Raw genomic sequence first — 22,664 nt, 5'->3', positions numbered from 1 at the left:
GAGACTACAGCGAACCCTGTGCCTGGCCTAGATGAAATCTGGGCTCGGCGACGACGCGGGGAGGATCGAGACGTCAGCGTGGCGGTCAAAGCGGTAGCCGGTGCCGCGCACCGTCCGCACGATGTCCTGGTAGTGAGCGAGCTTGACCCGCAGGCGGCGCACGTGCACGTCGATCGTGCGGGCGCTCGGAATCTCCTCGCCCTCGGCGTCTGCCCAGAGGGTGTCGATGATCTCGTCGCGACCGACAGTACGGCCCTCGCGCAGCACAAGGAACTGGAGCAGCTCGAACTCGCGGAAGGTGAGGTTCGCCGGGACGTTGTCGAGCAGCACGCGCTTGCGCGACAGGTCGAGCACGACGCCGCTTGCCGCGCGGTCTGCGTTCGAAGTGGGCTGCGGCTTGCGGTGCGCGTGTGCGGCAGCAGGATCGCCGAGCGCGAGGCGGACGACGTCGACGTCGCGGCCGCCGGTGCCCTCAGGGGCGAGGGCGACGGCCGCATAGGTCTCGGCGTTCGGGGCGAGCTGCGCGACGAGGCGCTTGATCTCGTTGACGACTGCGCCGATCGAAGGATCGGAGGAGTTCAGCTTGTCCTCGGAGAGGCCAACGTAGAGCGCGAAACCGCGAACCTCGTTCTCCGTCGTGGCGCGCTGGTGAGCGGCGGGCGAGGTGGTGGGCTGCTGGGTGGGGAGAGCGGCGGTGAGAGCCATGATGATGAAGTCCTTTGGTGTGCCCCGAGGCGGAGCATTGCTGCGAATGGGTGCGGCATCCCAAGTGGGGCAGACGTCGCGATCAGAAGGACCGCGCGGCCCGAACAGAGTGGGCGCCAGAAATGGTGGAGTCGTGTGTGTCGGCTACTTGCACATTCGGCAGCACATACCGTCGCGACCGGACATCATCATGCCGGTCATCCCAAAGTTCACCTCGGAGGCGGACTGGGTGCGAACGAAAGTATGCATGACGCTAAGTTAAGCGGGCGTTTCGCCCGGTGTCAAGAACAAGTCTCGGAAATCTCGGCTCCCCGGTCGGGCCGACCGCATCGGGTCGTGCTCAACGTGGCGTAACAGTCGAGGCGCCTGCACACCCGCATCAGACAGAATGGAGGCAACGCTGCCGAGCCCGTGGAAGGACACACCGCGATGAGTACTGAGTCATTTGCCGCGACCGTTGACGCGACGACCGCAGAGGACCTGCGACAGATTGGCGGGACGAAGTGGGCGGACCCGGCGGTCATGGGTGCGTTCATCGCCGAAATGGACTTCGGGGTTGCGCCCGTCATCAAGGAGGCGCTGCACGCCGCCGTCGACGAGGGCGCGTTTGGCTACACGCCGCCGAAGTACAAGGCGCAGCTGCAGGAGGCGACGGCTGCCAGGCTGCGCAGGCTGCACGGCTGGTCTGTGACCGCTGAGCAGGTCTTCCCCGTCCCCGACGTCATCACGGCCTATGAGATCGCGATCGCGAAATTCTCGGAGCCCGGCTCGAAGATCATCGTCCCCACGCCGTCATACATGCCGTTCCTGTCGGTTCCCGAGACGCTCGGGCGCGAGGTGATCGAGGTGCCGCTGCGTGAGGACGATGGCGTCTGGCGGTTCGACATCGAGGCGCTGCAGGACGCGTTCGACGCCGGCGGTCGCATCCTTGTGCTGTGTAACCCGTTCAACCCGATCGGCCGAGTGTTCACGCGCGCGGAGCTCGAAGCCATCAGCGAGCTCGTCGACCGCAACGGCGGTCGCGTGTTCTCCGACGAGATTTGGGCGCCACTCGTGTTCGAGGGCAACGAGCTCGTCTCGTACGCGACGATTGGCGAGGTTGCCGCCGGGCACACGATCACCGCGACCGCGGCGTCGAAGGCGTGGAACCTGCCTGGTCTCAAGTGCGCGCAGCTCGTCGTGTCGAACGCTGCGGACCAGGAGACGATGGACGAGATCGGTCACTGGGCCGGCCGCGGGACTGCCACCCTTGGGCTTGTCGGCAGCGCCGCCGCGTTCGAGCACGGCGATGAGTGGCTCGGCGAGGTGCTGAGCTACCTACAGGGCAACCGCGACGAGCTTGTCGACCTCGTCGCCAAGCACCTTCCGGGAGTGAAGCTGACGGTGCCGGAGGCGACGTACGTCGGCTGGCTCGACTTCCGTGAGACCGGGCTTGAGAACCCTGCAGATTTCTTCAGGGAGCACGCTGGAGTCGGACTCACGGATGGCAGCGCGTGCGGCGCCGTCGGCGTGGGGAGCGCGCGCTTCATCTTCGCGATGCCACGCCCGCTCATGCGCGAGGCGATCAAGCGGATGGGCGAGGCCCTCCAGGCGCGCTAGTACGAGGACAGCCACGCCGCCCGGGATCGCCGTGAACCGAGCCAACGCGAGCCTGGGAGAATGGGTGAGTGAGCGAGACCCCACTGCCTGACGCCGAGACCCACCCCGAGCGAACCACTGCGGGCGTCGGCCCCTGGCCGGGTGGGCGCGAGGCGTGGCCCACCGAGGAGCGCTACGACCCGGAGCTGCTCGAGCGCGGCGACAGCCGCAACGTCGTCGACCGTTACCGCTACTGGCGGATGGAAGCGATCGTCGCCGACCTCGACGAGCAACGGCACCCGTTCCACGTGGCGATCGAGAACTGGCAGCACGACATGAATATCGGCTCGATCGTGCGCAGCGCAAACGCGTTCGCCGCCGACAGCGTCCAGATCGTCGGTCGGCGCCGATGGAACAAGCGCGGGGCCATGGTGACTGACCGCTACCAGCACGTCGAGCACCGCGAGGACATTGCCGCCCTCGTGGCGTGGGCTCGAGACGAGGGGCTCCCGATCATCGCGATCGACAACGTCCCCGGCTGCGTGCCGATGGAGACCTTCGACTGGCCCGAGCGCTGCGTGATGCTCTTCGGGCAGGAGGGCCCCGGCCTCTCGGACGAGGCGATTGCGGCGGCCGAGGCGGTCGTCGAGATCACCCAGTACGGCTCGACGCGCTCGATCAACGCCTCTGCCGCCGCGGCCGTTGCGATGTACTCCTGGGTGACGGCCCGGTCGGCCCAGGTGCCGCGCGCGAGCTAGAAAAGTCGTCCGGCAGTTGCGGCGTCAGGCTCCTCAAGCTGGAGCAGCGCACGCTTCCGGTCGAGCCCACCGGCGAACCCGGTGAGTGAGCCGTCGGCTCCGAGGACGCGGTGGCATGGGATCACGACGCTGACCGGATTGTGCCCGACGGCCTGCCCGACGCGCTGCGCGAGCGCACGGTTTCCGAGGGCAACCGCGAGCTCGCCGTATGTTGTTGTGGCGCCGTACGGGATCTGCTGCAGCATCGTCCACACCTGCTGCGAGAAGTCGTCGCCCCGCGGCGCGAGCGCAATGTCGAACCCGGTGCGCTCTCCGGCGAGGTAGTCCCGTAGCTGGCGCGCCGCCTCCGCGAGTACGGAATCGCCAGGCTCCGACCCGAGATCCTCACCGATCGAGTCGGGGTCTGGCGGGTAGCGATGCTCCGGGAAGTAGATGCCCGTCAAGGCGCCGCCCTCGGCGACGAACAGCAGCTCTCCGAGGGAGGTGGCGAAGGTGCCGTGCCGGGGATGCATGGCGCCAAGTGTAGCGCTCTGGACCGAACCAGACCGGGACAGCGGCGACGCCGGCCGCAGTGGCCGGGCACCGCACGAAACGAAGAACTGGAGGGGCCGACGGGAATCGAACCCGCGTTCTCAGCTTGGGAAGCTGATGTCTTACCATTAGACGACGGCCCCGGGTGGGGCAAACCGGGCGAAAAGCCCGACGGATATGAGCGTAGCAGAATCCGGAGTGCCGCTTCGCCACCGAGGCGACACTCCGGGTCGGAACTATCCCTCTGGCTGGCAGACGGCGAGCTCGGAGAGGCGGCCGCCCTGATCCTCCGCCGACCACGGGAGCTCGGCGCCCGACAGCGCCGCGAGCTGGAACGCGAGCGCCTGCGAGAACGCTGCGCCAGCTGACGAGTTGTTCAACGCGACGACGACGGTGAGCCCCGTCGCGGGGTCCGCGTATGCCGCGGTGAGCGAACCGGTCATCGCGCCAGCGCGACCCTGCAGTGGCCCGACCTTCTCGATGCCGAAGCCGATCTGGGTGCCGGCGGTGTCCGGCTCCTCCTTGGGGTTGCCCTCTTCGTCGCGCTCCGGGTTCTTCGCCGGCTGGAACTCGGTCACGTGCTTCGCGGCCTTCTCGCCCCCGAAGCCGCCCGAGAGGTACTTGGTGTAGAAGTCCTTCAGGTCGGTGACCGTGGTGAGCGTCGCGCCCGCGCCACGGATCATCGTCGGCGAGAGTGCCTCGATCTCCGTGACACCCGCATCGCAGACGGGCTTGTTGCCGGAGCTCGGGTAGGTGAGCGGCGTCATGCTGCCGGCAGGAATCTCGGTCTCCGAGAAGCTGTCGGGGTACGACGTCGACGTCATGCCTGTCGGCCCGAACACGTGGCTCTGGAGCAGGTCGTACGTGTCGCGGTTCTCGTTGAGCCGGATCGCGCGGTCGAGGACCACCGCGTTCGTGTCCGACATGTAGACGTTCTTGCCCGGCCAGGCGAGCGGCGAGCGGGCGAGGCCGTTCGCGATGAGCTCCTGCTCGGGCCACGAGCGGGTGGGGTTGTTCGTGAAGCGCTCGGTGAAGCCGCCCTTGAAGTCCGCGAGCGCCGAAGTCTGGTCGCAGAGCTGCGCGTAGGTGATGTCGGCGATGCCCGCCTGGCGGGGCAGATCCTTCGACACCTGGCGGCCGAGCGCGAGCTGATCCTTACCAACGAGGTCGAGCAGCAGCGCGCACATCACGGGCTGCGACGCCTGGGCCCCACGGAACGTTGTCGCAGCGGTGACGCCCTCACCGTAGCCACGAACGTAGGCCTTGTCGTCGCCCTGCCAGACGCCGACGACAGCCTCGGTCGAACCGCTGAGCGTCAGTGCGTTCGCGACGGCATCGTCGACGGCAGCCGCGAGCTCGGGACTCACAGAGTTCTGGTCGGAGTTTCCCGAACCAGCTTCACTGCTGGTGCAGGCGGTCAGGGTGAGGCCGACCACAGCGAGCATGCTGAGTGCCGCCACCGGGCCAACTCGTTTGACTCTTGAAAACACGAAACCGCCAATCTCGACCCGCGGGCGCGCGGGAGCACGAAATTCGATGATACTCCGTGCGAGTCTCGGTGTCGCTGAGCGCCGCCGGGCGCTGGGGAACTCCCAGTCTCATTGCACGCGCCAAGAGCGTAGAATGAAAGATGTGATGAATTTTGATGCCGCAGTGATTTCTGCTGTTACGGGCCACATGAATGACGACCACGTTGATGACAGTTTGCTCATCGCGAAGGCATTCGGCTACCCGGAGGCGACTGCGAGCACGATGGTAGGACTTGATGAGCACGCCGGAATGTGGCGCGTGACCGATGCACAGGGCGAGCACGACCTGCGCGTCGAATGGCCCACCTCACCGATCACCGAGCGCCCCCAGGTGCGCCGCCAGGTGGTCGAGCTGTACAAGGCTGCCTGCGCAAAGCTTGGCGTGCCTGCCCGCGACGAGCACCAGCCCTCCGGCGGCCACGAGCACGGCGGCCACGGCCACGGCGAGCACCCGCACGGTCACGGCGGCGAGCACCCGCACGGCCACGGCGGAGCGAACCCGCACGCGCACGGCGGGGCGAACCCGCACGCGGCCGAGCCCGAGTCCGACGGCCCGAAGCCGTTCTCGCGGGTGATCCGCGAGAGCTCGTGGTCCGATCACTCGGACAGCGAGGGCGCGAACTTCATGGAGGACATCATGCGTGGTGTCGCGACGAAGCAGGACTACATCGACCTCGTCGCCCAGCACTTCTTCATGTACGAGGCGCTGGAGGAAGCCGCACAGCAGCTCTCCGCCGATCCCGCCCACGCTGCCCTGCACCCCGCGGCACTGGTGCGCCTCGGAACCCTCGAGGTTGACCTCGAGCACCTGCTCGGCGCGAACTGGCGGGACGAGATTCGCCCGGTGCCCGCGAGCGCCGAGTACGCGGCCCGCATCCGCGAGGTCGCCGCTGAGGGCTGGCTTGCCGGGATCGTCGCGCATCACTACACCCGCTACCTCGGCGACCTGTCCGGTGGCCAGATCATCGCGAAGCGCGTCGCCCGCCAGCACGGCTTCGACGGCGCTGGCATCGAGTTCTACAACTTCGAAGCCCTCGGCGACCTGAAGGCGTTCAAGGAGACGTACCGTGACGGCCTCGACAGCCTGGGGGCGTCGCTCAGCGCGGACGAGCAGCAGCGGATGATCGAAGAGGTCCGCGTCGCCTACGCGTTCAACACTGCAGTGTTCGTCGACCTCGCCAAGCAGAAGGCGGCCGCCTAGGCCGCACGCGGCTCGCGCGCGGGCTGGGGGAGCGCACGATCAGGATCGCCGATCCTGATCGCCGCCGACCGCATCGCTACGCGCGCGTGTGCGCCCAGACGACGGCCTGGAGTCTGTCGCGCACCTCAAGCTTCTGCAGCACGTTCGACACGTGCGTCTTCACGGTCGCCTCGCCGAGGAACAGCTCGCCGGCGATCTCGGCGTTCGTGCGCCCCTCCGCGAGCAGCACAAGCACCGCGCGCTCACGCGGTGTGAGGCCCGCGTCTGTCATCGCCGTCTCGAGCGCGTCGTCAGCGTTCGTCGCGGCCGCGCCCGGTGCCGCAGCGCTGGGAGCCTCGGCGCGGCGCACCCGCGCGAGCACGGCGCCGGTGACCTCGGGCCCGAGGAGCGAGCCGCCCGCCGCGACGACCCGCACGGCGTCGATGAGCTGCTCGGCGCGCGACGTTTTCAGCAGGAAGCCGCTCACGCCGGCGGCGAGTGCGTCGAACAGGTACTCGTCGTGTCCGAACGTGGTGAGCACGAGCACGGCAGAGGCTGCGCCGGGCGCCGCGAGGATCGCGCGAGAGGCGTCGATCCCGTTCATCTCGGGCATCTCGACGTCCATGCAGATCACGTCGGGGGCGAGCGTAGCGGCCAGCGCGACGGCCTGCGCGCCGGTCTCGGCCTCGCCGACGACCTCGATGTCTGGCTCCGACTCGAGAATGATGCGAAATCCTGAGCGGACGAGCGCCTGATCGTCAACGAGCAGCACTCTGATGGGGGCGCCTGCGGCCCGGACCCCGGTCATGCGGCAACCACCTGTCGGTCGGCGAGCGGGACCCTGGCCCGCACCATGAACCCCTCGCGCTCTCGCCGTTCGGCCGAGATCGCGCCGCCGACGGCGCCGACGCGCTCCCGCATGCCGCGCAGGCCGAGCCCCGTGCCGGCCGGGGCGCCCGAAGCCCGCTCGCCGCGGGCCGTGAGGCGCCGCGCGATGCCGTCGTCGGTCACCTCGACCTCGACGGCGTCGTCCATGAAGCGCAGCCGCACCGCGGCCTCCGCGCCCCGCCCGGCGTGCTTGCGCACGTTCGTGAGCGCCTCCTGCACGACGCGGTAGAGCGCGACATCGACGAGCATCGGCAGCGGTCGCGGGTCGCCCGCGACGATGAGCGTTGTCGGCACGCCCGCGCCCTGGGACTCCTCGACGAGCAGCGAGAGCTGCGCGATGCCGACGGTGCTCGAGCTGTCCTCGTTCTCCGGCGTCCGTAGCGTGTGCACGAGTCGGCGCAGCTCCTCGACCGTCGCGTGCGCGCTCTCCTCGACGACCGCGAGGGCAGCTGCCGCTCTCCCGGGGTCGCGCTCGAGGCTTCGCCTGGCGGCCGCGGCCTGGATCCCCATCACGGAGACGTGGTGCGCGACGACGTCGTGCAGCTCGCGGGCCACGGCGATGCGGTCGAGTGCGACGGCCTGCGCCGCGCTCGTCTGGCGCTCGAGGTCGAGCTCCTTGCCCTGCGCGGCGAGCTTCGTGGCCGCGCGGGCGGCCCGCCAGGCGCGCAGCCCAAACCAGATCGCGCCGCCGAAGTACAGCAGGTTGGTGATGATCTGGATGACCGCGAAGGTCGCATACGCCGAGAAGATGCCGTAGCGCGGGGCGCCAAGGAAGTCCTCGGTCGATGATGACGCGATGATGAGGGAGACGACGAGCCAGATCATCATCGCGGCGGTGATCGCGATGAGGCTCCACGCGGCGAGCGTCCGGCGCGGCTCCCACGCGGTCACCGTATAGATCGCGATGAACAGGCAGATGTTGACGACGAGCACCTCCGGCACGCCGAACTGGCCGCATACGAAGAACCCGGCGCCGACGACGAGGGCAACGGGGATCGGCGCGATCCGGCGGGCGGCGAGCGGGAGCGTGCAGAGCGCGAGCCCGAGGATCCAGACCCACAGGGCGGGCTTCTCCTCGTAGATTCCCGTGCGCGCGTACAGCAGCGACGTCGTGGTCGCTCCGATCGCGAGCGCCGCCGCGAGGAGCGCGTCGCCCCGCAGATCTGCGCGGCCCGGTCGCGGCCGAGCCCACTGCGTGGGCGCCGCGGGGGAGGGATGGTCTCTCATAGGTTCAAGCGTAGGCGGTCGGCGGATGCCGCACTTCCGCCGGGCGGCGGAGCGGCGGCCCCGCCGCCCGGTGAAATTCCGCCGTGCGGGGGAGGCGGCGGGCCCGGAGCCCCGCATAGCCTGGGAGCAACGAAAGGAGCGAGATGATTGACATCGTAGGAATTTCCCGCAGCTTCGGTGACCGCAAGGTGCTCGACAACGTGAGCTTCCGCGTCGAGAGCGGCAGGATGACTGGCTTCGTCGGCGCGAATGGCGCTGGCAAGACGACGACAATGCGGATCCTGCTCGGCGTGCTTTCGGCCGACAGCGGCACGGTGAGCCTGAACGGGGTGCCCATCACCGCGGGCGACCGCGCGCGCATCGGTTACATGCCGGAGGAGCGCGGGCTGTACCCGAAGATGGCCGTGCTCGATCAGCTCGTCTACCTCGGCCGCCTGCACGGCATGTCGACGGCGGCGGCGCGCGAGTCGGCGACGGCGCTGCTCGACAGGCTCGGCCTCGCCGAGCGCGCGAGCGACAACCTAGAGAGCCTGTCGCTCGGCAACCAGCAGCGCGCCCAGATCGCCGCCGCACTCGTCCACGAGCCGATCGCGCTCGTACTCGACGAGCCGTTCTCGGGCCTCGACCCGATGGCGGTCGAGGTCGTGCTCGGCGTGCTGCAGGACTACGCGGCGAAGGGCGCCCCCGTGCTCTTCTCGTCCCACCAGCTCGACATCGTCGAACGGCTTTGCGACGACGTTGTCGTCATCGGCGGCGGCCAGATCCGCGCGCAGGGCTCCCGCGAGGGCCTCCGCGCTGAGCATGCCGGTCGCGTGTTCGAGCTCGAGCTCGCCGGGCCAGCGGCAGACGCCGGCTGGGTTCGCGAGCAGCCTGGCGTTTCCGTGACGCACCTCGACGGCGGGTTCGCGCGGTTCGACGCCGACAGCGACGCCGCAGCGCAGGCCGTGCTCGCGCTCGCCGTGCAGCGCGACGCCACCGTCGTGAAGAGCTTCGCCCCCGTCACCCCGTCACTCGCACAGATCTTCAAGGAGGTAGTCCGATGACCGACACGTTGCAGCCGACCACCAGCCACCGGCAGCTCAGCGCGCCCCAGGGCGCTTGGATCGTCGCCGAACGCGAGATCATGACGCGCCTGCGCAGCAAGGCCTTCCTCATCTCGACGGCGATCCTGCTGCTCGTCGTGCTCGCGGGCGTCGTCATCGGCGGCCTCGTCTCCCAGAACGGCGGCTTCGGCGGACCGACGAAGATCGCCGTCGCCGAGGGCACACTGTCCGGCGAGACGGCGAGCGGGCTCGCCGAAGGCTTCGAGGTGACCGAGGTCGCTGACCGAGCCGCCGCCGAGCAGCTCGTACGCGACGGTGACGTCGAGGCCGCGATCGTTGCGGGCGGCGACTCCTCAGTCGGCCTGACCGTCATCGCGAACGACAGTCCGCCCGGCAGCCTCGTCCAGGCCCTGTCGGCCTCGCCGACCGTCGAGCTGCTCGACCCGAGCGAGACGAGCTTCATGCTCGGCTACCTCATCGCGATGGGCTTCGGCATGGTGTTCTACATGACCGCGCTGACCTTCGGCACGACGATCGCGCAGAGCGTCGTCGAGGAGAAGCAGACGCGCATCGTCGAGATCCTGCTCGCCACGATCTCCGCGCGCACCATGCTCGCCGGCAAGATTCTCGGCAACAGCATCCTCGCCCTCGGCACGGTCGTCGCGACGGTCGCGCTCGCCGCCGTCGGCATGCTCGCCACCGGGCAGGACATTCTGCTCGGCGAGCTCGGGACGGCGCTCATCTGGTTCGGGATCCTCTTCGCCTTCGGCTTTGTGCTCCTCGCGGCAATGTACGCGGCGGCGGCCGCGCTCGTCTCTCGCCAGGAGGACATCGGCTCGGTGACGAGCCCGGTGATGATGCTCGTGATGATCCCGTTCTTCCTGATCATCTTCTTCTTCGACAACCCGCAGGTCCTCACGGTGATGAGCTACGTGCCATTCTCCGCACCCACCGCGATGCCCATGCGGCTGTACTTCGGGGACGCGGCCTGGTGGGAGCCGATCGTGTCGCTCGGCGTGCTGCTGGTCTCGATCGGGATCGTGTTGTGGGCCGGCTCGCGGATCTACGAGAACTCGATCATGCGCACGGGTGCCCGCGTGAAGCTCGCTGACGCGATCAAGGGCTAAGCGCGGCGGCGGCCAGACGACGAAGCGCCCGGGGGGAGTGTTCCCCCGGGCGCTTCGTCGTTGCGGGCGATGCTGTGCCTGCCTGCCTGCCTGCCTGCCTGCGCGTCGCGGATTAGGCGACCGCGAGCTGGTGCGCCTCGCAGCGCGGCGCCTCGTGCGAGGCGCAGGCGACGAAGCGCGTCCGGCAGGAGCCCTCGGCGCAGTCGACGAGGTTGGCGGTGGGGGCGCCGCAGTCTGCGCAGACGCCGATCACTGCCGCGCCCGGCGCGAAGTCCATCGTTTCGCGGCCGTCGAACACGGCGAGCGAGCCCTCCCACAGTCCGTCGTTGCCGAAGGCCTCGCCGTAGCGGACGATGCCACCGTCGATCTGGTAGACCTCCTCGAAGCCGCGCGCGACCATGGCGGCGGAGAGGATCTCGCAGCGAATGCCGCCGGTGCAGTAGGTGACGATGGGCTTGCCCTTGATGTCGTCGAACGCACCGGATTCGATCTGCGCGATGAAGTCGTGGGTGGTGCGCACGTCGGGCACGATAGCGCCCTTGAACTTCCCGACCTCAGCCTCCCAGGCGTTGCGGCCGTCGAAGAATACGACGTCGTCGCCGCGCTCGGCGACGAGCTCGTTCACCTTCTCGGGCGAGAGGTGGACGCCGCCGCCCACCACGCCCGACTCGTCGACGACGGTCTCCTCGGGGATGCCGAACGCGACGAGCTCATCGCGGACCTTCACGCTGAGCTTCGGGAAGTCGGAGATCGCCTGCCACGGCACGGTGCGGTCGACACCCTTCAGCACGGTGGGGGTCGTCGCGGCGAATCCGCTGCCCTCGCTCCATTTCACCTCGAGGCCCGAGAACGGGCCGTACTCGCGGGTGCGCTTGAGGTACTGCTTGCAGGCGTCGATTTCGCCGCCGACGGTGCCGTTGATGCCGTGCTTCGAGATGATGATGCGGCCGCGCAGTCCGAGCGACTCGCAGAGTTCGCGCTGCCACAGCATCACGGCCTCGGGGTCGGCGATGGGGGCGAACGCGTAGTACAGCAGGATCTTTGGGTGGCTCACACCCCCATGGTACGTCGTCGACCTGCGCGTGTGTTCCCGGGCGCGTTGCGCAGCCGGTCGGATTCGCGTAAGCTTGACCCTTGGTCGTGCGCCGTCCCAGTGCACGTACCGCAGGAACCGTTACCGGAGGCTTGCCTCGGCGGGTCCCGCAGACAAGAAATCTTGGGTGAGGCCGTCCGGTCTCACGGTATGAGAGGAAACATCATGGCAGCAGTGTGCCAGGTGACCGGCGCCGTTCCCGGCTTCGGACACAACATTTCGCACTCGCACCGTCGCACCAAGCGTCGGTTCGATCCGAACATCCAGAAGAAGACCTACTTCGTGCCCTCGCTCGGCCGCAAGGTGACTCTCACCCTGTCGGCTAAGGGCATCAAGGTTATCGATGCCCGTGGCATCGAGGCTGTGGTCGCTGACCTGAAGAAGCGTGGGGTGAAGTTCTAATGGCTAAGGATAAGGACGTACGTCCGATCATCAAGCTCCGTTCGACGGCAGGCACCGGTTACACCTACGTGACCAAGAAGAACCGTCGCAACACCCCCGATCGCCTCGTGCTCAAGAAGTACGATCCGGTTATCCGTAAGCACGTCGAATTCCGAGAGGAGCGCTAAGCATGGCTAAGAAGAGCATGATTGCGAAGAACAAGCAGCGCCAGGCGATTGTTGCGCGTTACGCTGAGAAGCGTCTCGAGCTCAAGAAGGCGCTCATTGACCCCAACGGCACCGATGAGAGCCGCGAGGCTGCTCGTGTCGGCCTGCAGAAGCTTCCCCGCAACGCGTCGCCCGTACGCGTTCGGAGCCGCGACGTCATCGACGGCCGTCCCCGTGGCGTGCTGACGAAGTACGGTGTTTCGCGTGTTCGCTTCCGCGACATGGCTCACCGTGGCGAGCTCCCCGGCATCACCAAGTCGAGCTGGTAATCGCTCGGTTCTAAGCCGGTAGCACCGCTTCCTCGGAGGGGCGGGACCGATCATTTTCTGGTCAGTCCCGCCCCTTCGTGCGTCTGCCCCGCGTGTTCTCCGATAGCGAATACGACACGCAGTCCGAAGAAATCCGCGTAATCGCGCCGCTTTTCGGGAAACGTAGGGTAGATTCATACCGATCAAACTGATCGGAACCTCTTAGCGGAGGTGACACCCCGAATAGATCAGGGGCCGGCCAACCATCGGTCACCGCCCTGAAAGGACACAACATGGCACTCAACAAGACCGAGCTCGTCGCAAAGATCGCCGCTGAGACTGGCCAGAGCCAGGCAGCAGTTTCGAACGTGCTCGACGGCCTGTTCGCGGCTGTCTCCGAGACCGTCGCTGCAGGCGAGAAGGTTTCGATCCCCGGTTGGCTCTCGTTCGAGACCGCTACCACCGCTGCTCGCACCGGCCGCAACCCGCGCACCGGCGAGACCATTGACATCCCCGCTGGCAAGCGCGTCAAGGTGTCGGTTGGCTCGAAGCTCAAGGCTGCCGTGAAGTAGCTTTCGCTTTCCACGAACCCCCGCACGGCTCCTGCCGTCGCGGGGGTTCGTTGTTTCTGCGAGGCGTAAGCTAGTGCGGTGCGCAAGAACTTTACTGACCCGTCAGAGATTCGCCCCTGGGCTGCACTCTGGACGCTCGTCCTCGGGTTCTTCATGATCCTCATCGACACGACGATCGTGTCGGTCGCGAACCCGACCATCATGAAGAGCCTCAACACCGACATGACCGCGACGCTGTGGGCAACGAGCGCCTACCTGCTCGCGTACGCGGTGCCGCTGCTCATCACCGGCCGGCTCGGCGACCGGTTTGGCCCGCGCCGCGTCTACCTCATCGGCCTCACGGTCTTCGCGCTCTCGTCCCTCGCGTGCGGGCTAGCCCCCACGATCGAGACCCTCGTCGTGGCGCGCGTCTTCCAGGGCTTCGGCGCGGCGCTCATGACGCCGCAGACGATGTCGGTCATCACGCGCATCTTCGCGCCCCGCGAGCGCGGTCAGGCGATGGCCGTGTGGGGGATCACCGCAGGCGTCGCGACGCTCGTCGGGCCGATCCTCGGCGGGTTCCTCATCGACGCTGTCGGCTGGGAGTGGATCTTCTTCATCAACGTGCCGGTCGCGGTCGTCGCGTTCGTGCTCGCCCTGAAGTACGTGCCGCGGCTCGAGACGCACGCGCATCGGATGGACTGGCTCGGCGTCGTGCTCAGCGCCGTCGGCATGTTCCTTGTCGTCTTCGGCATCCAGGAGGGCGAGAACTTCGACTGGGGCCAGATCTGGGGCCCGATCTCAGTCTGGCTCCTGATCGGCGTCGGCATCGTCGTGCTCGGACTGTTCGTCTGGTGGCAGCACGTGCAGCGCGGCGAGCCGCTCCTGCCGCTGCGCATCTTCCGCGACCGCAACTTCTCGGTCGGAACGTCGACGATCATCACCGTCGGATTCGCGGTCACGAGCATGAGCATGCCGCTGATGTTCTTCTTCCAGCTCGTGCGCGGCCTCACGCCGACCCAGTCCGCACTCATGCTCGTGCCGATGGCCGTGATCTCCGCGGCCCTCGCGCGGCCTGCGGGGATCCTGATCGACCGCGGCGACCCCCGCAGGATCGCGACGGCGGGACTGCTGCTGCTCGCGGCAGGCATGCTGCTGTACTTCGTGCTGCTGAAGCCGGGCACCCCGCTGTGGTTGCTGCTCATTCCGAGCGCGATTCTCGGCGTCGCGAACGCGGGGATGTGGGGGCCGCTGTCGGCGATCACCACGTTCAATCTGCCGCTCGAGCTCGCCGGCGCGGGGTCCGGGGTGTACAACACGAGCCGCCAGGTCGGCGCGGTGCTCGGCTCGGCGTCGATCACGGCGCTGATGGCCTCGCGGCTCACGGCCGAGCTCGGCGGGGGAGCCGAGGCGGGCGGCGCCGGCGGGCAGCTCCCGCCGCAGGTCCAGGACGGATTCGCCGCCGCGATGGGACAGTCGCTGCTGCTCCCGGTCGCGGTGATCGCGGTCGGCGCGGCGCTCACGCTGCTGTTCGCGCCGCGCCCGCCGCGGACCGGGCCGGTGCGCGTCCCTGAGGGGCCCGCGGCGTCGGCGTAGCGGCTCGCGCTACCCGCGGGGGAACCGCCAGGCGACGAGTGTGGCTCCTGCCGCGATGAGCCCGGCGCACCAGGCGAGCGCGAACCACGCGTGGGCGCCAGGATCGCCTCCGAGGAGCAGCGAACGGATCGCCTCGGTGAGGGGAGTGACCGGTTGCGCGGCGGCGATTGGCTGTAGCCAGGCGGGAAGCGTCTCCAAGGGGACAAAGGCGCTGGAAATGTACGGCAGGAACAGCAGAGCAAAGCCGTAGCCGTTCGCCGCCTCAGGCGTCGAGGCGAGCATGCCGATCGCGGCGAACACGACGGTGATGGCGAGGATCCACGCGAGCACGAGCGTGAGTGCGATCAGCCACTCGGCGGGGCCTGCCGATGGACGAAACCCGACGAGGAGGCCGACACCGAGCACGAGTGATGTCGCAACGAGGTTGCGCAGCACGCTCGCGGTGACGTGCCCGACGAGGCAGTACGCCGCGGTAATTGGCAGGCTCCGGAACCGCTGCATTGCCCCTCCGGTGATGTCGCGGTTGACCGAAACCGCGACGGAGGCCGCGCCGAAGCCGGAGCACAGGACGATGATGCCGGGCACGACGAAATCGACGTAGCCGCCGCCAGGGGCGATCGCGCCGCCGAACACCGTGGTGAACAGCAGCATGAGCATGACGGGGAGCACGATAGCGAGCAGCCACCCCTCGCCATCGCGCATGCTGTGTCGCAGGCTGCGTCCGACGAATACCCGGCTTGTGGTGATGGGGCCGCTGCCCCGGTGCATGGTGATGGTCATGCGCGTGCCTCCTCGGTGGCTCGGGTGATTGCGATGAATGCGTCGTCAAGGGTCGGCGTGCGAAGCTCCACGCGAAGATCGCGCTCCGCCTCGGACAGGTTGTGCAGCGCGCGCTCGAGGCTGTGTGCCGTGCCGTCGAGCTCGAAGCTGCGGTGCACGGTGCCCTCGGCGTCGACGAGCGCCGCGGTCTCAGTTCCGACAAGTCGCTTCAGCTCTGCGGGGCTGCCGTCGGCGACGATCGAGCCGCCCTGGAGGATCGCGACCCGGTCCGCGAGCGCCTCGGCCTCGTCGAGCAGCTGCGTCGTGAGAAAGACGCAGCTGCCCGCCTTGGCGAGCGCCGCGACGTCGTCCCAGAGCCCCAGGCGGCTCGTTGGGTCCAGGCCGGTCGTTGGCTCGTCGAGAAAGAGCACCGCAGGCGGACACATGAGGGACGCCGCCAGGTCGATCCGGCGGCGCATTCCGCCCGAATAGCCGGAGACAGCGCGGCCCGCCGCTTCCTCGAGGCCGAATGACGAGATGAGTTCGTCGGCCCGCGTTCTGGCGGCGCGCGTGGCGAGCCCGAGGAGCCTGCCGACCATCACGAGGTTTTCGCGCCCGGAGAGTGCCTCGTCGACCGACGCGTATTGTCCGGTCGCGCCGATGAGGCGCCGGACGGTGCGGGCGTCGGCTACGGTGTCGTGGCCGAGGATCCGTGCGCTGCCTGAATCTGGGCGCAGCAGGGTAGTGAGGATCGAGACGAGCGTCGTCTTGCCCGCGCCGTTCGGCCCGAGCAGCGCGAACACGCCGCCGTCGATGGAGAGGGAGAGGTTGTCCAGCACGGTGCGGGGGCCGTAGCTCTTGCTGAGATCAGTGATCTCCAATGTGGGGGTCATGGGTGCTCCAGGAGGGATTGAGACTGAGTGCGTATCACGCAAACAGTATGCCACATAAACAGTGTGCGATATAAACAGTTGCCCGAGTACGCGGTTAGTATTGAAGTCGGCCCACAACACGAATAAGGCAGTGATGACTGAAACCGAAGTCTCCAGAACACTCGCGATCGCCTGGGGTCTCGCGGCTGCCCCGCAACGCGGCCCCAAGCGTGAGCTGTCCCTCGAACGCATCGTCGACGCTGCGATCGAGATCGCCGATGCCGAGGGGCTCGCAGCCGTCACCATGCAGCGGGTCGCGAAGTCCTTCGACTTCAGCACCATGGCGCTGTACCGCTACGTTTCGACAAAGGATGACCTGTATCAGCTGATGCTCGATGCCGCCATGAGCGCCGAGCTCGGGCCGCTCGACGCCGTCACCTGGCGGGATGGGTGCAGGGCGCTGCTACAGGACCTCGTGCTGGGGTACCGAACACACCCCTGGGCACTCGATATTCCGCTCACGCCGGACATCCACATGATGCCTGGCCAGATTCGGGTCGCAGATATCGGGCTTGGGGCCATGCGCGCCATGCCTGTGGACGAGCACACCAAGCTCGCGATCCTCATTCTCATCTCGTCGATCGCCCGCGGCCATGCCGCCGTTGAGCGAGAGGTGCTCGCCGGAGCGGTGATGACCGATGCTACCCGCGCCCTCATCGAGGAAGCCGTGACGGCCTCTGACTTTCCCAACGCGGCCGCGTTCGTGCGGAGCGGAAGCTACTTCGGCGACCACCCGAACCGCGTCGAGCAGACCGGTGAAAAAGACATTGAGGCGATCCTCGGCTTCACGACTGAGGTGATGCTCGCGGGGCTCGCAGACATGCTCGAACACGCGCCGACCCCCGAGACGCCTCCCGTGACTGCCGCACCCCCCACGCCCCCCGAAGCGCTTGTCGCTGCGGACGCGTCCCTCGCCGCCCACGTCGAGCTCCGCAAAGCCACCCAGCAGCGACTGCGCGAACTGGAGCGCGAGGAGTCCGCGCTCGTGAAGGCGCGCGATCGGGCCAAGGAACTGGCGAAGGCACACGCGAAGCTCGCCCAGCGCTAGCCGACGGGCTCCCCGGGAACCCCGCCGCAGCAACCCCGCTCCCTACCGGGTAGGGGCATCGCCGAATTAACCTCCCGGTCGACGCCCCGTGCCGGTACGCTCAACTCATGAGCATGGGTGGAGGCGGCGGCGGTGGCCGCGGCGGCAGGGTATCTGGCGGCGATTTCGCGGCGCAGCGCAAACTGAACGAGGCCGCCCCGAAGGTAGCGAACCTCGGTGGCAGGATCGCGGAGCTCTTCAAGCCGTACCGCGGGCCCCTGAGCGTGATCGTCGTGCTCGTGCTGATCTCGGCGGCGCTCGGGATCATGCCGCCGCTCATCACGCAGCGCGTCTTCGACGATGGCCTGTTCCCTGTCGACGGCAGCGGGCCCAACATGTCGGTGCTCGCCTGGCTTGTCGGCGCGATGATCCTCGTCTTCGTGATCTCGGCGCTCATCGGCGTCGTGCAGACTTACTTCACGGCGCGCGTCGGCAACCGAGTCATGGGCGACCTGCGAGTCAAGCTGTTCTCGCACCTGCAGTCGATGGAGCTCGGCTTCTTTACTCGAACCAAGACGGGCATCATCCAGTCGCGGCTGCAGAACGACGTCGGCGGCGTCGCGAACGTGCTGACGAACACGGTCTCGAACGTGATCGGCAACACGGTGACCGTGATCGCGGCCGCCGTCGCGATGATCCTGCTGAGCTGGAAGCTCACGATCATCGCGCTCATCCTGATGCCGGTGCTCGTCATCGCGCAGCGCCGCGTCGGCCAGGTGCGTGCGCGCATCGCGGGCAAGACGCAGGAGTCGCTCTCCGAGATGACCGCGATCACGCAGGAGGCGCTCTCAGTGTCGGGCGTGCTGCTCGCGAAGACGTACTCGCGGCAGAGCGCCGAGACCGAGCGCTACGCGAGCGAGAACCGCAACCAGATCGCGCTGCAGGTGAAGCAGGCGATGAGCGGCCAGGTCTTCTTCGCGCTCGTGAACGTGTTCCTCTCGGCCGTGCCCGCGATCGTCTACCTCGTGTCGGGCTGGCTCATCGAGCGCGCGACCGGTCAAGGGCTTGACGCTGGCATCACGGCCGGCACGATCGTCGCGTTCACGACGATCCAGTCGCGCCTGCTCTTCCCGCTCATGGCGCTCATGCGCGTCGCCCTCGACCTGCAGACCTCGAGCGCCCTGTTCGCGCGCATCTTCGAGTACCTCGACCTCACGCCGCAGATCGTCGACAAGCCCGACGCGCTCGAACCCACCGAGGAGCCTGGCCGCGCCGGCCGCATCGTCTTTGACGACGTCGTGTTCGCGTACCCCGACGCCGGTCCGAACGACCGTCCGACGATCGATCACGTGTCGTTCGTCATCGAACCGGGCGAGTTCGTCGCGTTCGTCGGCGCATCGGGATCGGGCAAGACGACGATCGGCTCGCTGATCCCGCGCCTGTACGACGTGACCGGCGGCGCCGTGACCTACGGCGGTGACGACGTGCGCTCGCTGAAGCAGGAGGCGCTGATGGACCGCATCGGCGTCGTCACCCAGGAGCCGTACCTCTTCCACGCCTCAATCGCCGACAACCTGCGGTACGCGAAGCCCGACGCGACAGACGAGGAGGTCGCCGCTGCGGCGAAGCTCGCGAACATTCACGACACGATCGAGTCGTTCGCGGACGGATACGACACGATCGTCGGCGAGCGCGGCTACCGGCTCTCCGGCGGCGAGAAGCAGCGCATCGCAATCGCGCGCGTGCTGTTGAAGAACCCGCGCGTGCTCGTGCTCGACGAGGCGACGAGCGCGCTCGACACCGTCAACGAGCGCATCGTGCAGCGGGCCCTCGACGACGCACGCGAGGGGCGCACCACCGTGGCGATCGCGCACCGGCTTTCCACCGTGGAAGGCGCGGATCGGATCTTCGTGCTGGGCACTGGCCGCATTCTTGAGCAGGGAACCCACCAGGAGCTGCTCGCGCTGGGCGGGGCGTACGCGGAGCTCTACGCGCAGCAGAGCTGAGGCGGGTGCGGAGCGCGGCGCACCCTCCACCCGCCCCTTTCCTTCCCACCCCAAACTTTCTCTCCCACCCCAAGCTTCCGGGATATTTGGGCCGAAGCAGAAAAATTGAGGGTGGGAGGATCGCCGCCGGCGCGCCCGCCATCCGCCTCCACTGCGCTCGCTAGGCGCTGCCAGTGCGTCCGCCATGCGCCGCGCGCCACCCCCAGCACACCGCTCGCCAACCACAGAGCGCACCACCCGCGGCCCGTCCTCCCGCCGAGCGGCGCCGCAGGGTAGGGAAAACCCGAACACGGTTCTCCGGCCAGCGGGGTAGGGCAGGTCGCGTGCGCGCTCTAACGTAGGAGTATGACCAGCGAGCCCCGGGCAAGCGCCCCTCCGACCCCCGCCGCAGACCAGCGCGCGGCGGCCCCTTTCCCGACCGGCGATCAGCGCGCGGCGGGCCAGCACCCGGCCGCGCAGCGCCCGCAGGCGGTGAAGCCACCGTTCAGGATCGCGCTCACCATGCTGCACCTTGCGGCGCTGGGGCTGCTTGGGTGGGGCCTCTTCGTCGCCGTCTTCGCGCTGCTCGGGCTCGGGCTTGGGCTGACCCTGGTGTTCGGGCTTGGCCTCGTGTTTCTGATCGCGCTCGTCTACGTGCTGTTCGGCGCGGCCTGGTTCGAGACTGAGCGGGTTGGCGGTCTCTACCGTCTCGGCATTCCGGCGCTCCGCGCGGTCCCGCAGCGCACCCCCGGGTTCGGCGGCTTCCTGCGCATGATGTGGGCGCAGTTCATCGACGGGCGCATGTGGCAGGCGATCGCGAGCTTCGCGGTCGCGACGTTCCTCGGACTGTTCTTCCTCATCTGCGCGCAAAACCTCGTGTGGGGTGCGGCTGCCGCGATCCTCACGCTGACGGGCGGCTCGGTCGCGTACCACCCGAACTCCGGTCTGCTGCTCGCGCCGTTCATTACGGACCTGCCGTGGTTTGCGTTCGCGCTCGCGGCGGTGCTCTGCGCCGCGGCGATGGTGGGCCTCGCGCTGCTGCACCGGGTGCTCACGGTCTGGATCGCGGGGGCGGGCGCCGAGGCAGAGCATCTGCATGCGGCGGCAAGGCTCTCGGAGCAGCAGCGCGCTGGCGCCGTCAGGGCGGCCGACGTCGAGCGGACGCGCCTCGAGCGCGACCTCCACGATGGCGTGCAGCCGCGGCTCGTGTCCGTCGGCATGACGCTCGGGCTCGCGCAGCAGCAGATTGACGCCGATCCGGAGGGCGCGAAAGCCCTCATCGCCGAAGCCCACACGTCGACGAAGGCGGCGATCACTGAGCTGCGCCAGCTCGCGCGCGGGATCAACCCGTCGGTGCTCGACGACCGCGGGCTCGACGCCGCGCTGTCCGCCCTCGCCGGGCGCTCGCACGTGCCGGTCACGCTTGACGTGCGGCTCGAGGGCCGCTGCAGCCGTGAGGCTGAGACGGCAGTCTACTTCGTCATCGCCGAGTCACTCACGAATGCCGCGAAGCACTCCCGGGCCCGTGAGGCACGCGTCACGGTTCGCCTGCGCGACTCGGGAACGCTCTGGGCGCGTGTCGAAGACAACGGTGTCGGCGGGGCCCGCATTGTTCCGGGCGGCGGTCTCGACGGCATCACCAACCGGGTGCTTGCCGCGGGTGGGACGTTCCGGCTCGACAGTCCGCTCGGCGGCCCGACGTCGCTGGAGGTGAGCGTCCCGTGCGCATCCTGATCTGTGAGGACTCGGTCCTGCTCCGCGAGGGGCTCGTGCGGCTGCTCGAGCACTCCGGCCACGAGGTTGTCGGCGCCTTCGCCGACACTGTCGGGGTCGCCGAAGCTGTCGAGCAGGATCGCCCAGACCTCTGCATCCTCGACGTCCGCATGCCACCTACCTTCACGGACGAGGGCATCAGGCTCGCCCTCGAGCTGCGCGCGCGACACCCGCAGCTGCCCGTGCTCGTGCTCTCGCAGTACGTCGAGGAGCGCTACGCGAGCGAGCTCATCTCGGGTCAGGGAGGCGCCTTCGGGTACCTGCTGAAGGATCGCGTCGCGGACGTCGCCGAGTTCGTCGAGGCCGTTGACCGGATCGCGAGCGGCGCCACGGTGCTCGATCCGGAGGTCGTCGCGCAGCTGCTCACTCGGCGCGGCAAGGACACGAAGATGGAGCGGCTCACTGCCCGCGAGCGCACGGTGCTTGCGGTGCTCGCCGAGGGCAGATCGAACCAGGCGATCGCCGCGCAGCTCTTCGTCTCGGAGGCGAGCGTCGAGAAGCACATCACGGCGATCTTCCAGAAGCTGGAGCTCGACCAAGACGAGTCGGGCAACCGTCGGGTACTCGCGGCAATCGCGCACCTGCAAAGCACCGGCGGCCCCGGCGGCACCACACACACTCAACAGACAGGATTCACCTCATGAGCATGTATTCGGCACCCACAGGTCCCCCGTCACCACGGCGCGGGATCGGCGTCGTCGGGATCGTCACTGCCGTCGTCGGCGGCGTGGTCCTACTCGGGCTCGGCGCGTCCGCCGCGGTCGGCATTGCGCTATCTTCGCAGCGTTCAGACCTCTCGCAGTCCGAGGCGGGCGCGATGGTCGACGCGGACGGGGCGACCAGTCTCGACCTGAACATTGGCGTCGCGGAGCTCACCGTCCAGTTCGGCACGGTTCAGGGCGCGACGCTGGAGGCCCGCGGCGGCTCGGCTGAGAAGTGGGAGCTGGGCCGAGACGGCGACAGCATCACCGTGCGGGCGCCGCGCGCCGAGCGCTCCGGCTTCTGCTTCCTGGGGGTGTGCCCGAGCACGCGAGGGCAGCACGTCCAGGCAACCCTCACGCTCCCGAACGAACTCGCCAATCGGACGATCGACGCCGACATTCGCGTCGGCGTCGGCGAGGTGAAGGCCGAAGGGAAGTTCGGCGAACTGAATCTGAAGGTTGACGCCGGTGAGGCGACGGTTTCAGGCTCGGCGACGAGCCTCACCGCGAACGTCGGGGTCGGGACGGTGCAGGGCGAACTCGCCGACGTGCAGACGGTCGACGCCGACGTGTCCCTCGGCGACCTCGAGCTGCGCCTGACGGGCGCCCAGCCCGTCGACGTCGGCCTGAACGTGAGCGCGGGGTCGATCTCGCTCGAGGTACCGGACGGCGTGTACGACGTGACGCAGCGAGGCGGCATCGGGACGATCGAGAACCGGTTGACGACGTCGCCGGGCGCGCCCAACAGGATCTCCGCGCAAGTGGAACTCGGCGATATTTTGCTCCGCGCGACAAGATAACGGCCCTCGGACAGGAGTAAACTCG

Annotated in this window: 23 protein-coding genes and 1 tRNA gene; 15 read left to right on the top strand and 9 right to left on the bottom strand. The window is 68.3% G+C overall.

The window, feature by feature from the left end; genetic code table 11:
* Positions 1-27: 27 nt before the first annotated feature.
* Positions 28-705, bottom strand: coding sequence for a winged helix-turn-helix domain-containing protein (locus BJ960_RS14755; protein ID WP_185987840.1), 678 nt, complete (start codon positions 703-705; stop codon positions 28-30).
* A gap of 429 nt (positions 706-1,134) precedes the next feature.
* Between BJ960_RS14755 and BJ960_RS14750 the strand changes: the two genes are divergently transcribed.
* Entirely contained in the window at positions 1,135-2,304 is a 1,170-nt protein-coding gene (locus BJ960_RS14750) for a MalY/PatB family protein (protein WP_185987839.1), read from the top strand.
* A 68-nt stretch (positions 2,305-2,372) separates the two neighbouring features.
* Positions 2,373-3,041, top strand: coding sequence for a TrmH family RNA methyltransferase (locus tag BJ960_RS14745; protein ID WP_185987838.1), 669 nt, complete (start codon positions 2,373-2,375; stop codon positions 3,039-3,041).
* Here the strand turns inward: BJ960_RS14745 and BJ960_RS14740 are convergent.
* From BJ960_RS14740 to BJ960_RS14730, 3 genes are all read right to left on the bottom strand, one after another.
* Positions 3,038-3,553 (bottom strand): methylated-DNA--[protein]-cysteine S-methyltransferase, encoded by a 516-nt coding sequence (locus tag BJ960_RS14740; protein WP_185987837.1) that lies wholly within the window; start codon positions 3,551-3,553, stop codon positions 3,038-3,040. The genes BJ960_RS14745 and BJ960_RS14740 overlap by 4 nt on opposite strands.
* Positions 3,554-3,641: 88 nt before the next feature.
* Positions 3,642-3,715 (bottom strand) — tRNA-Gly (locus BJ960_RS14735).
* Between the two features lie 93 nt (positions 3,716-3,808).
* Positions 3,809-5,032, bottom strand: a complete 1,224-nt coding sequence (locus BJ960_RS14730; protein ID WP_307814534.1) for a serine hydrolase domain-containing protein — start codon at positions 5,030-5,032, stop codon at positions 3,809-3,811.
* A gap of 217 nt (positions 5,033-5,249) precedes the next feature.
* Here BJ960_RS14730 and BJ960_RS14725 point away from each other — a divergent pair, with 217 nt between their 5' ends.
* Positions 5,250-6,302 carry a biliverdin-producing heme oxygenase gene (locus BJ960_RS14725; protein WP_237463435.1) on the top strand — a complete coding sequence of 351 codons (1,053 nt, stop codon included), beginning with the start codon at positions 5,250-5,252 and terminating at the stop codon, positions 6,300-6,302.
* Between the two features lie 76 nt (positions 6,303-6,378).
* On the opposite strand, the gene BJ960_RS14720 is transcribed toward BJ960_RS14725, so the two are convergent.
* Together BJ960_RS14720 and BJ960_RS14715 are read right to left on the bottom strand one after the other, a co-directional pair.
* Positions 6,379-7,089, bottom strand: a complete 711-nt coding sequence (locus BJ960_RS14720) for a response regulator (RefSeq protein WP_185987835.1) — start codon at positions 7,087-7,089, stop codon at positions 6,379-6,381.
* Positions 7,086-8,396 carry a sensor histidine kinase gene (locus BJ960_RS14715; RefSeq protein WP_185987834.1) on the bottom strand — a complete coding sequence of 437 codons (1,311 nt, stop codon included), beginning with the start codon at positions 8,394-8,396 and terminating at the stop codon, positions 7,086-7,088. Before BJ960_RS14715 ends, BJ960_RS14720 begins: the two co-directional genes overlap by 4 nt.
* Before the next feature lie 143 nt (positions 8,397-8,539).
* Between BJ960_RS14715 and BJ960_RS14710 the strand changes: the two genes are divergently transcribed.
* Together BJ960_RS14710 and BJ960_RS14705 are read left to right on the top strand one after the other, a co-directional pair.
* Positions 8,540-9,439, top strand: a complete 900-nt coding sequence (locus tag BJ960_RS14710; protein ID WP_185987833.1) for an ABC transporter ATP-binding protein — start codon at positions 8,540-8,542, stop codon at positions 9,437-9,439.
* Positions 9,436-10,566: an ABC transporter permease gene (locus tag BJ960_RS14705; RefSeq protein ID WP_185987832.1), complete on the top strand. Its 1,131-nt coding sequence runs from the start codon at positions 9,436-9,438 to the stop codon at positions 10,564-10,566. Before BJ960_RS14710 ends, BJ960_RS14705 begins: the two co-directional genes overlap by 4 nt.
* A gap of 112 nt (positions 10,567-10,678) precedes the next feature.
* On the opposite strand, the gene BJ960_RS14700 is transcribed toward BJ960_RS14705, so the two are convergent.
* Positions 10,679-11,620: a tRNA uridine(34) hydroxylase gene (locus BJ960_RS14700; protein ID WP_121076553.1), complete on the bottom strand. Its 942-nt coding sequence runs from the start codon at positions 11,618-11,620 to the stop codon at positions 10,679-10,681.
* Between the two features lie 204 nt (positions 11,621-11,824).
* Here BJ960_RS14700 and rpmB point away from each other — a divergent pair, with 204 nt between their 5' ends.
* The 5 genes from rpmB (at position 11,825) to BJ960_RS14675 (ending at position 14,662) form a co-directional block, all read left to right on the top strand.
* Entirely contained in the window at positions 11,825-12,061 is a 237-nt protein-coding gene (gene rpmB / locus BJ960_RS14695) for a 50S ribosomal protein L28 (RefSeq protein ID WP_119282661.1), read from the top strand.
* Positions 12,061-12,228 (top strand): 50S ribosomal protein L33, encoded by a 168-nt coding sequence (gene rpmG / locus BJ960_RS14690; RefSeq protein ID WP_119282662.1) that lies wholly within the window; start codon positions 12,061-12,063, stop codon positions 12,226-12,228. Before rpmB ends, rpmG begins: the two co-directional genes overlap by 1 nt.
* A 2-nt stretch (positions 12,229-12,230) precedes the next feature.
* Positions 12,231-12,536 (top strand): 30S ribosomal protein S14, encoded by a 306-nt coding sequence (gene rpsN / locus BJ960_RS14685; protein ID WP_042544304.1) that lies wholly within the window; start codon positions 12,231-12,233, stop codon positions 12,534-12,536.
* Positions 12,537-12,808: 272 nt separating this feature from the next.
* Positions 12,809-13,087, top strand: a complete 279-nt coding sequence (locus BJ960_RS14680) for an HU family DNA-binding protein (RefSeq protein WP_042544305.1) — start codon at positions 12,809-12,811, stop codon at positions 13,085-13,087.
* 78 nt (positions 13,088-13,165) lie between these two features.
* Entirely contained in the window at positions 13,166-14,662 is a 1,497-nt protein-coding gene (locus BJ960_RS14675) for a DHA2 family efflux MFS transporter permease subunit (RefSeq protein ID WP_259126029.1), read from the top strand.
* A 9-nt stretch (positions 14,663-14,671) separates the two neighbouring features.
* Here the strand turns inward: BJ960_RS14675 and BJ960_RS14670 are convergent, their stop codons facing one another.
* Entirely contained in the window at positions 14,672-15,442 is a 771-nt protein-coding gene (locus BJ960_RS14670) for an ABC transporter permease (protein ID WP_185987831.1), read from the bottom strand.
* Complete coding sequence (locus tag BJ960_RS14665) at positions 15,439-16,314, bottom strand: ABC transporter ATP-binding protein (protein WP_185987830.1); 876 nt, start codon at positions 16,312-16,314, stop codon at positions 15,439-15,441. Before BJ960_RS14665 ends, BJ960_RS14670 begins: the two co-directional genes overlap by 4 nt.
* 133 nt (positions 16,315-16,447) lie before the next feature.
* Between BJ960_RS14665 and BJ960_RS14660 the strand changes: the two genes are divergently transcribed.
* The 5 genes from BJ960_RS14660 to BJ960_RS14640 all read left to right on the top strand — a co-directional run bounded on the left by BJ960_RS14660 (position 16,448) and on the right by BJ960_RS14640 (position 22,639).
* Positions 16,448-17,401 (top strand): TetR/AcrR family transcriptional regulator, encoded by a 954-nt coding sequence (locus BJ960_RS14660; RefSeq protein WP_185987829.1) that lies wholly within the window; start codon positions 16,448-16,450, stop codon positions 17,399-17,401.
* Between the two features lie 113 nt (positions 17,402-17,514).
* Complete coding sequence (locus tag BJ960_RS14655) at positions 17,515-19,386, top strand: ABC transporter ATP-binding protein (RefSeq protein WP_185988327.1); 1,872 nt, start codon at positions 17,515-17,517, stop codon at positions 19,384-19,386.
* 345 nt (positions 19,387-19,731) lie between these two features.
* The gene (locus BJ960_RS14650) at positions 19,732-21,099 is read left to right on the top strand and encodes a sensor histidine kinase (protein ID WP_185987828.1); all 1,368 of its coding nucleotides are present in this window, start codon (positions 19,732-19,734) and stop codon (positions 21,097-21,099) included.
* Entirely contained in the window at positions 21,087-21,782 is a 696-nt protein-coding gene (locus BJ960_RS14645) for a response regulator (protein ID WP_185987827.1), read from the top strand. The genes BJ960_RS14650 and BJ960_RS14645 overlap by 13 nt, the downstream gene beginning before the upstream one ends.
* Positions 21,779-22,639 carry a DUF4097 family beta strand repeat-containing protein gene (locus BJ960_RS14640; protein WP_185987826.1) on the top strand — a complete coding sequence of 287 codons (861 nt, stop codon included), beginning with the start codon at positions 21,779-21,781 and terminating at the stop codon, positions 22,637-22,639. The genes BJ960_RS14645 and BJ960_RS14640 overlap by 4 nt, the downstream gene beginning before the upstream one ends.
* Positions 22,640-22,664: the final 25 nt, after the last annotated feature.

This window comes from Leucobacter aridicollis, from assembly GCF_013409595.1.
GTDB lineage: Bacteria > Actinomycetota > Actinomycetes > Actinomycetales > Microbacteriaceae > Leucobacter > Leucobacter aridicollis.
This window is presented reverse-complemented; position numbering and strand designations above follow the sequence as displayed.

Bases quoted from the DNA above. Each gene is read 5' to 3' on its own strand.
- BJ960_RS14665 (WP_185987830.1), bottom strand. From the start codon at position 16,314: ATGACCCCCACATTGGAGATCACTGATCTCAGCAAGAGCTACGGCCCC.
- BJ960_RS14660 (WP_185987829.1), top strand. From the start codon at position 16,448: ATGACTGAAACCGAAGTCTCCAGAACACTCGCGATCGCCTGGGGTCTC.
- BJ960_RS14650 (WP_185987828.1), top strand. From the start codon at position 19,732: ATGACCAGCGAGCCCCGGGCAAGCGCCCCTCCGACCCCCGCCGCAGAC.
- BJ960_RS14720 (WP_185987835.1), bottom strand. From the start codon at position 7,089: ATGACCGGGGTCCGGGCCGCAGGCGCCCCCATCAGAGTGCTGCTCGTT.
- BJ960_RS14640 (WP_185987826.1), top strand. From the start codon at position 21,779: ATGAGCATGTATTCGGCACCCACAGGTCCCCCGTCACCACGGCGCGGG.
- BJ960_RS14725 (WP_237463435.1), top strand. From the start codon at position 5,250: ATGAATGACGACCACGTTGATGACAGTTTGCTCATCGCGAAGGCATTC.
- BJ960_RS14755 (WP_185987840.1), bottom strand. From the start codon at position 705: ATGGCTCTCACCGCCGCTCTCCCCACCCAGCAGCCCACCACCTCGCCC.
- BJ960_RS14670 (WP_185987831.1), bottom strand. From the start codon at position 15,442: ATGACCATCACCATGCACCGGGGCAGCGGCCCCATCACCACAAGCCGG.
- BJ960_RS14715 (WP_185987834.1), bottom strand. From the start codon at position 8,396: ATGAGAGACCATCCCTCCCCCGCGGCGCCCACGCAGTGGGCTCGGCCG.
- BJ960_RS14750 (WP_185987839.1), top strand. From the start codon at position 1,135: ATGAGTACTGAGTCATTTGCCGCGACCGTTGACGCGACGACCGCAGAG.
- rpmB (WP_119282661.1), top strand. From the start codon at position 11,825: ATGGCAGCAGTGTGCCAGGTGACCGGCGCCGTTCCCGGCTTCGGACAC.
- BJ960_RS14705 (WP_185987832.1), top strand. From the start codon at position 9,436: ATGACCGACACGTTGCAGCCGACCACCAGCCACCGGCAGCTCAGCGCG.
- BJ960_RS14680 (WP_042544305.1), top strand. From the start codon at position 12,809: ATGGCACTCAACAAGACCGAGCTCGTCGCAAAGATCGCCGCTGAGACT.
- BJ960_RS14710 (WP_185987833.1), top strand. From the start codon at position 8,540: ATGATTGACATCGTAGGAATTTCCCGCAGCTTCGGTGACCGCAAGGTG.
- rpsN (WP_042544304.1), top strand. From the start codon at position 12,231: ATGGCTAAGAAGAGCATGATTGCGAAGAACAAGCAGCGCCAGGCGATT.
- BJ960_RS14740 (WP_185987837.1), bottom strand. From the start codon at position 3,553: ATGCATCCCCGGCACGGCACCTTCGCCACCTCCCTCGGAGAGCTGCTG.
- rpmG (WP_119282662.1), top strand. From the start codon at position 12,061: ATGGCTAAGGATAAGGACGTACGTCCGATCATCAAGCTCCGTTCGACG.
- BJ960_RS14655 (WP_185988327.1), top strand. From the start codon at position 17,515: ATGGGTGGAGGCGGCGGCGGTGGCCGCGGCGGCAGGGTATCTGGCGGC.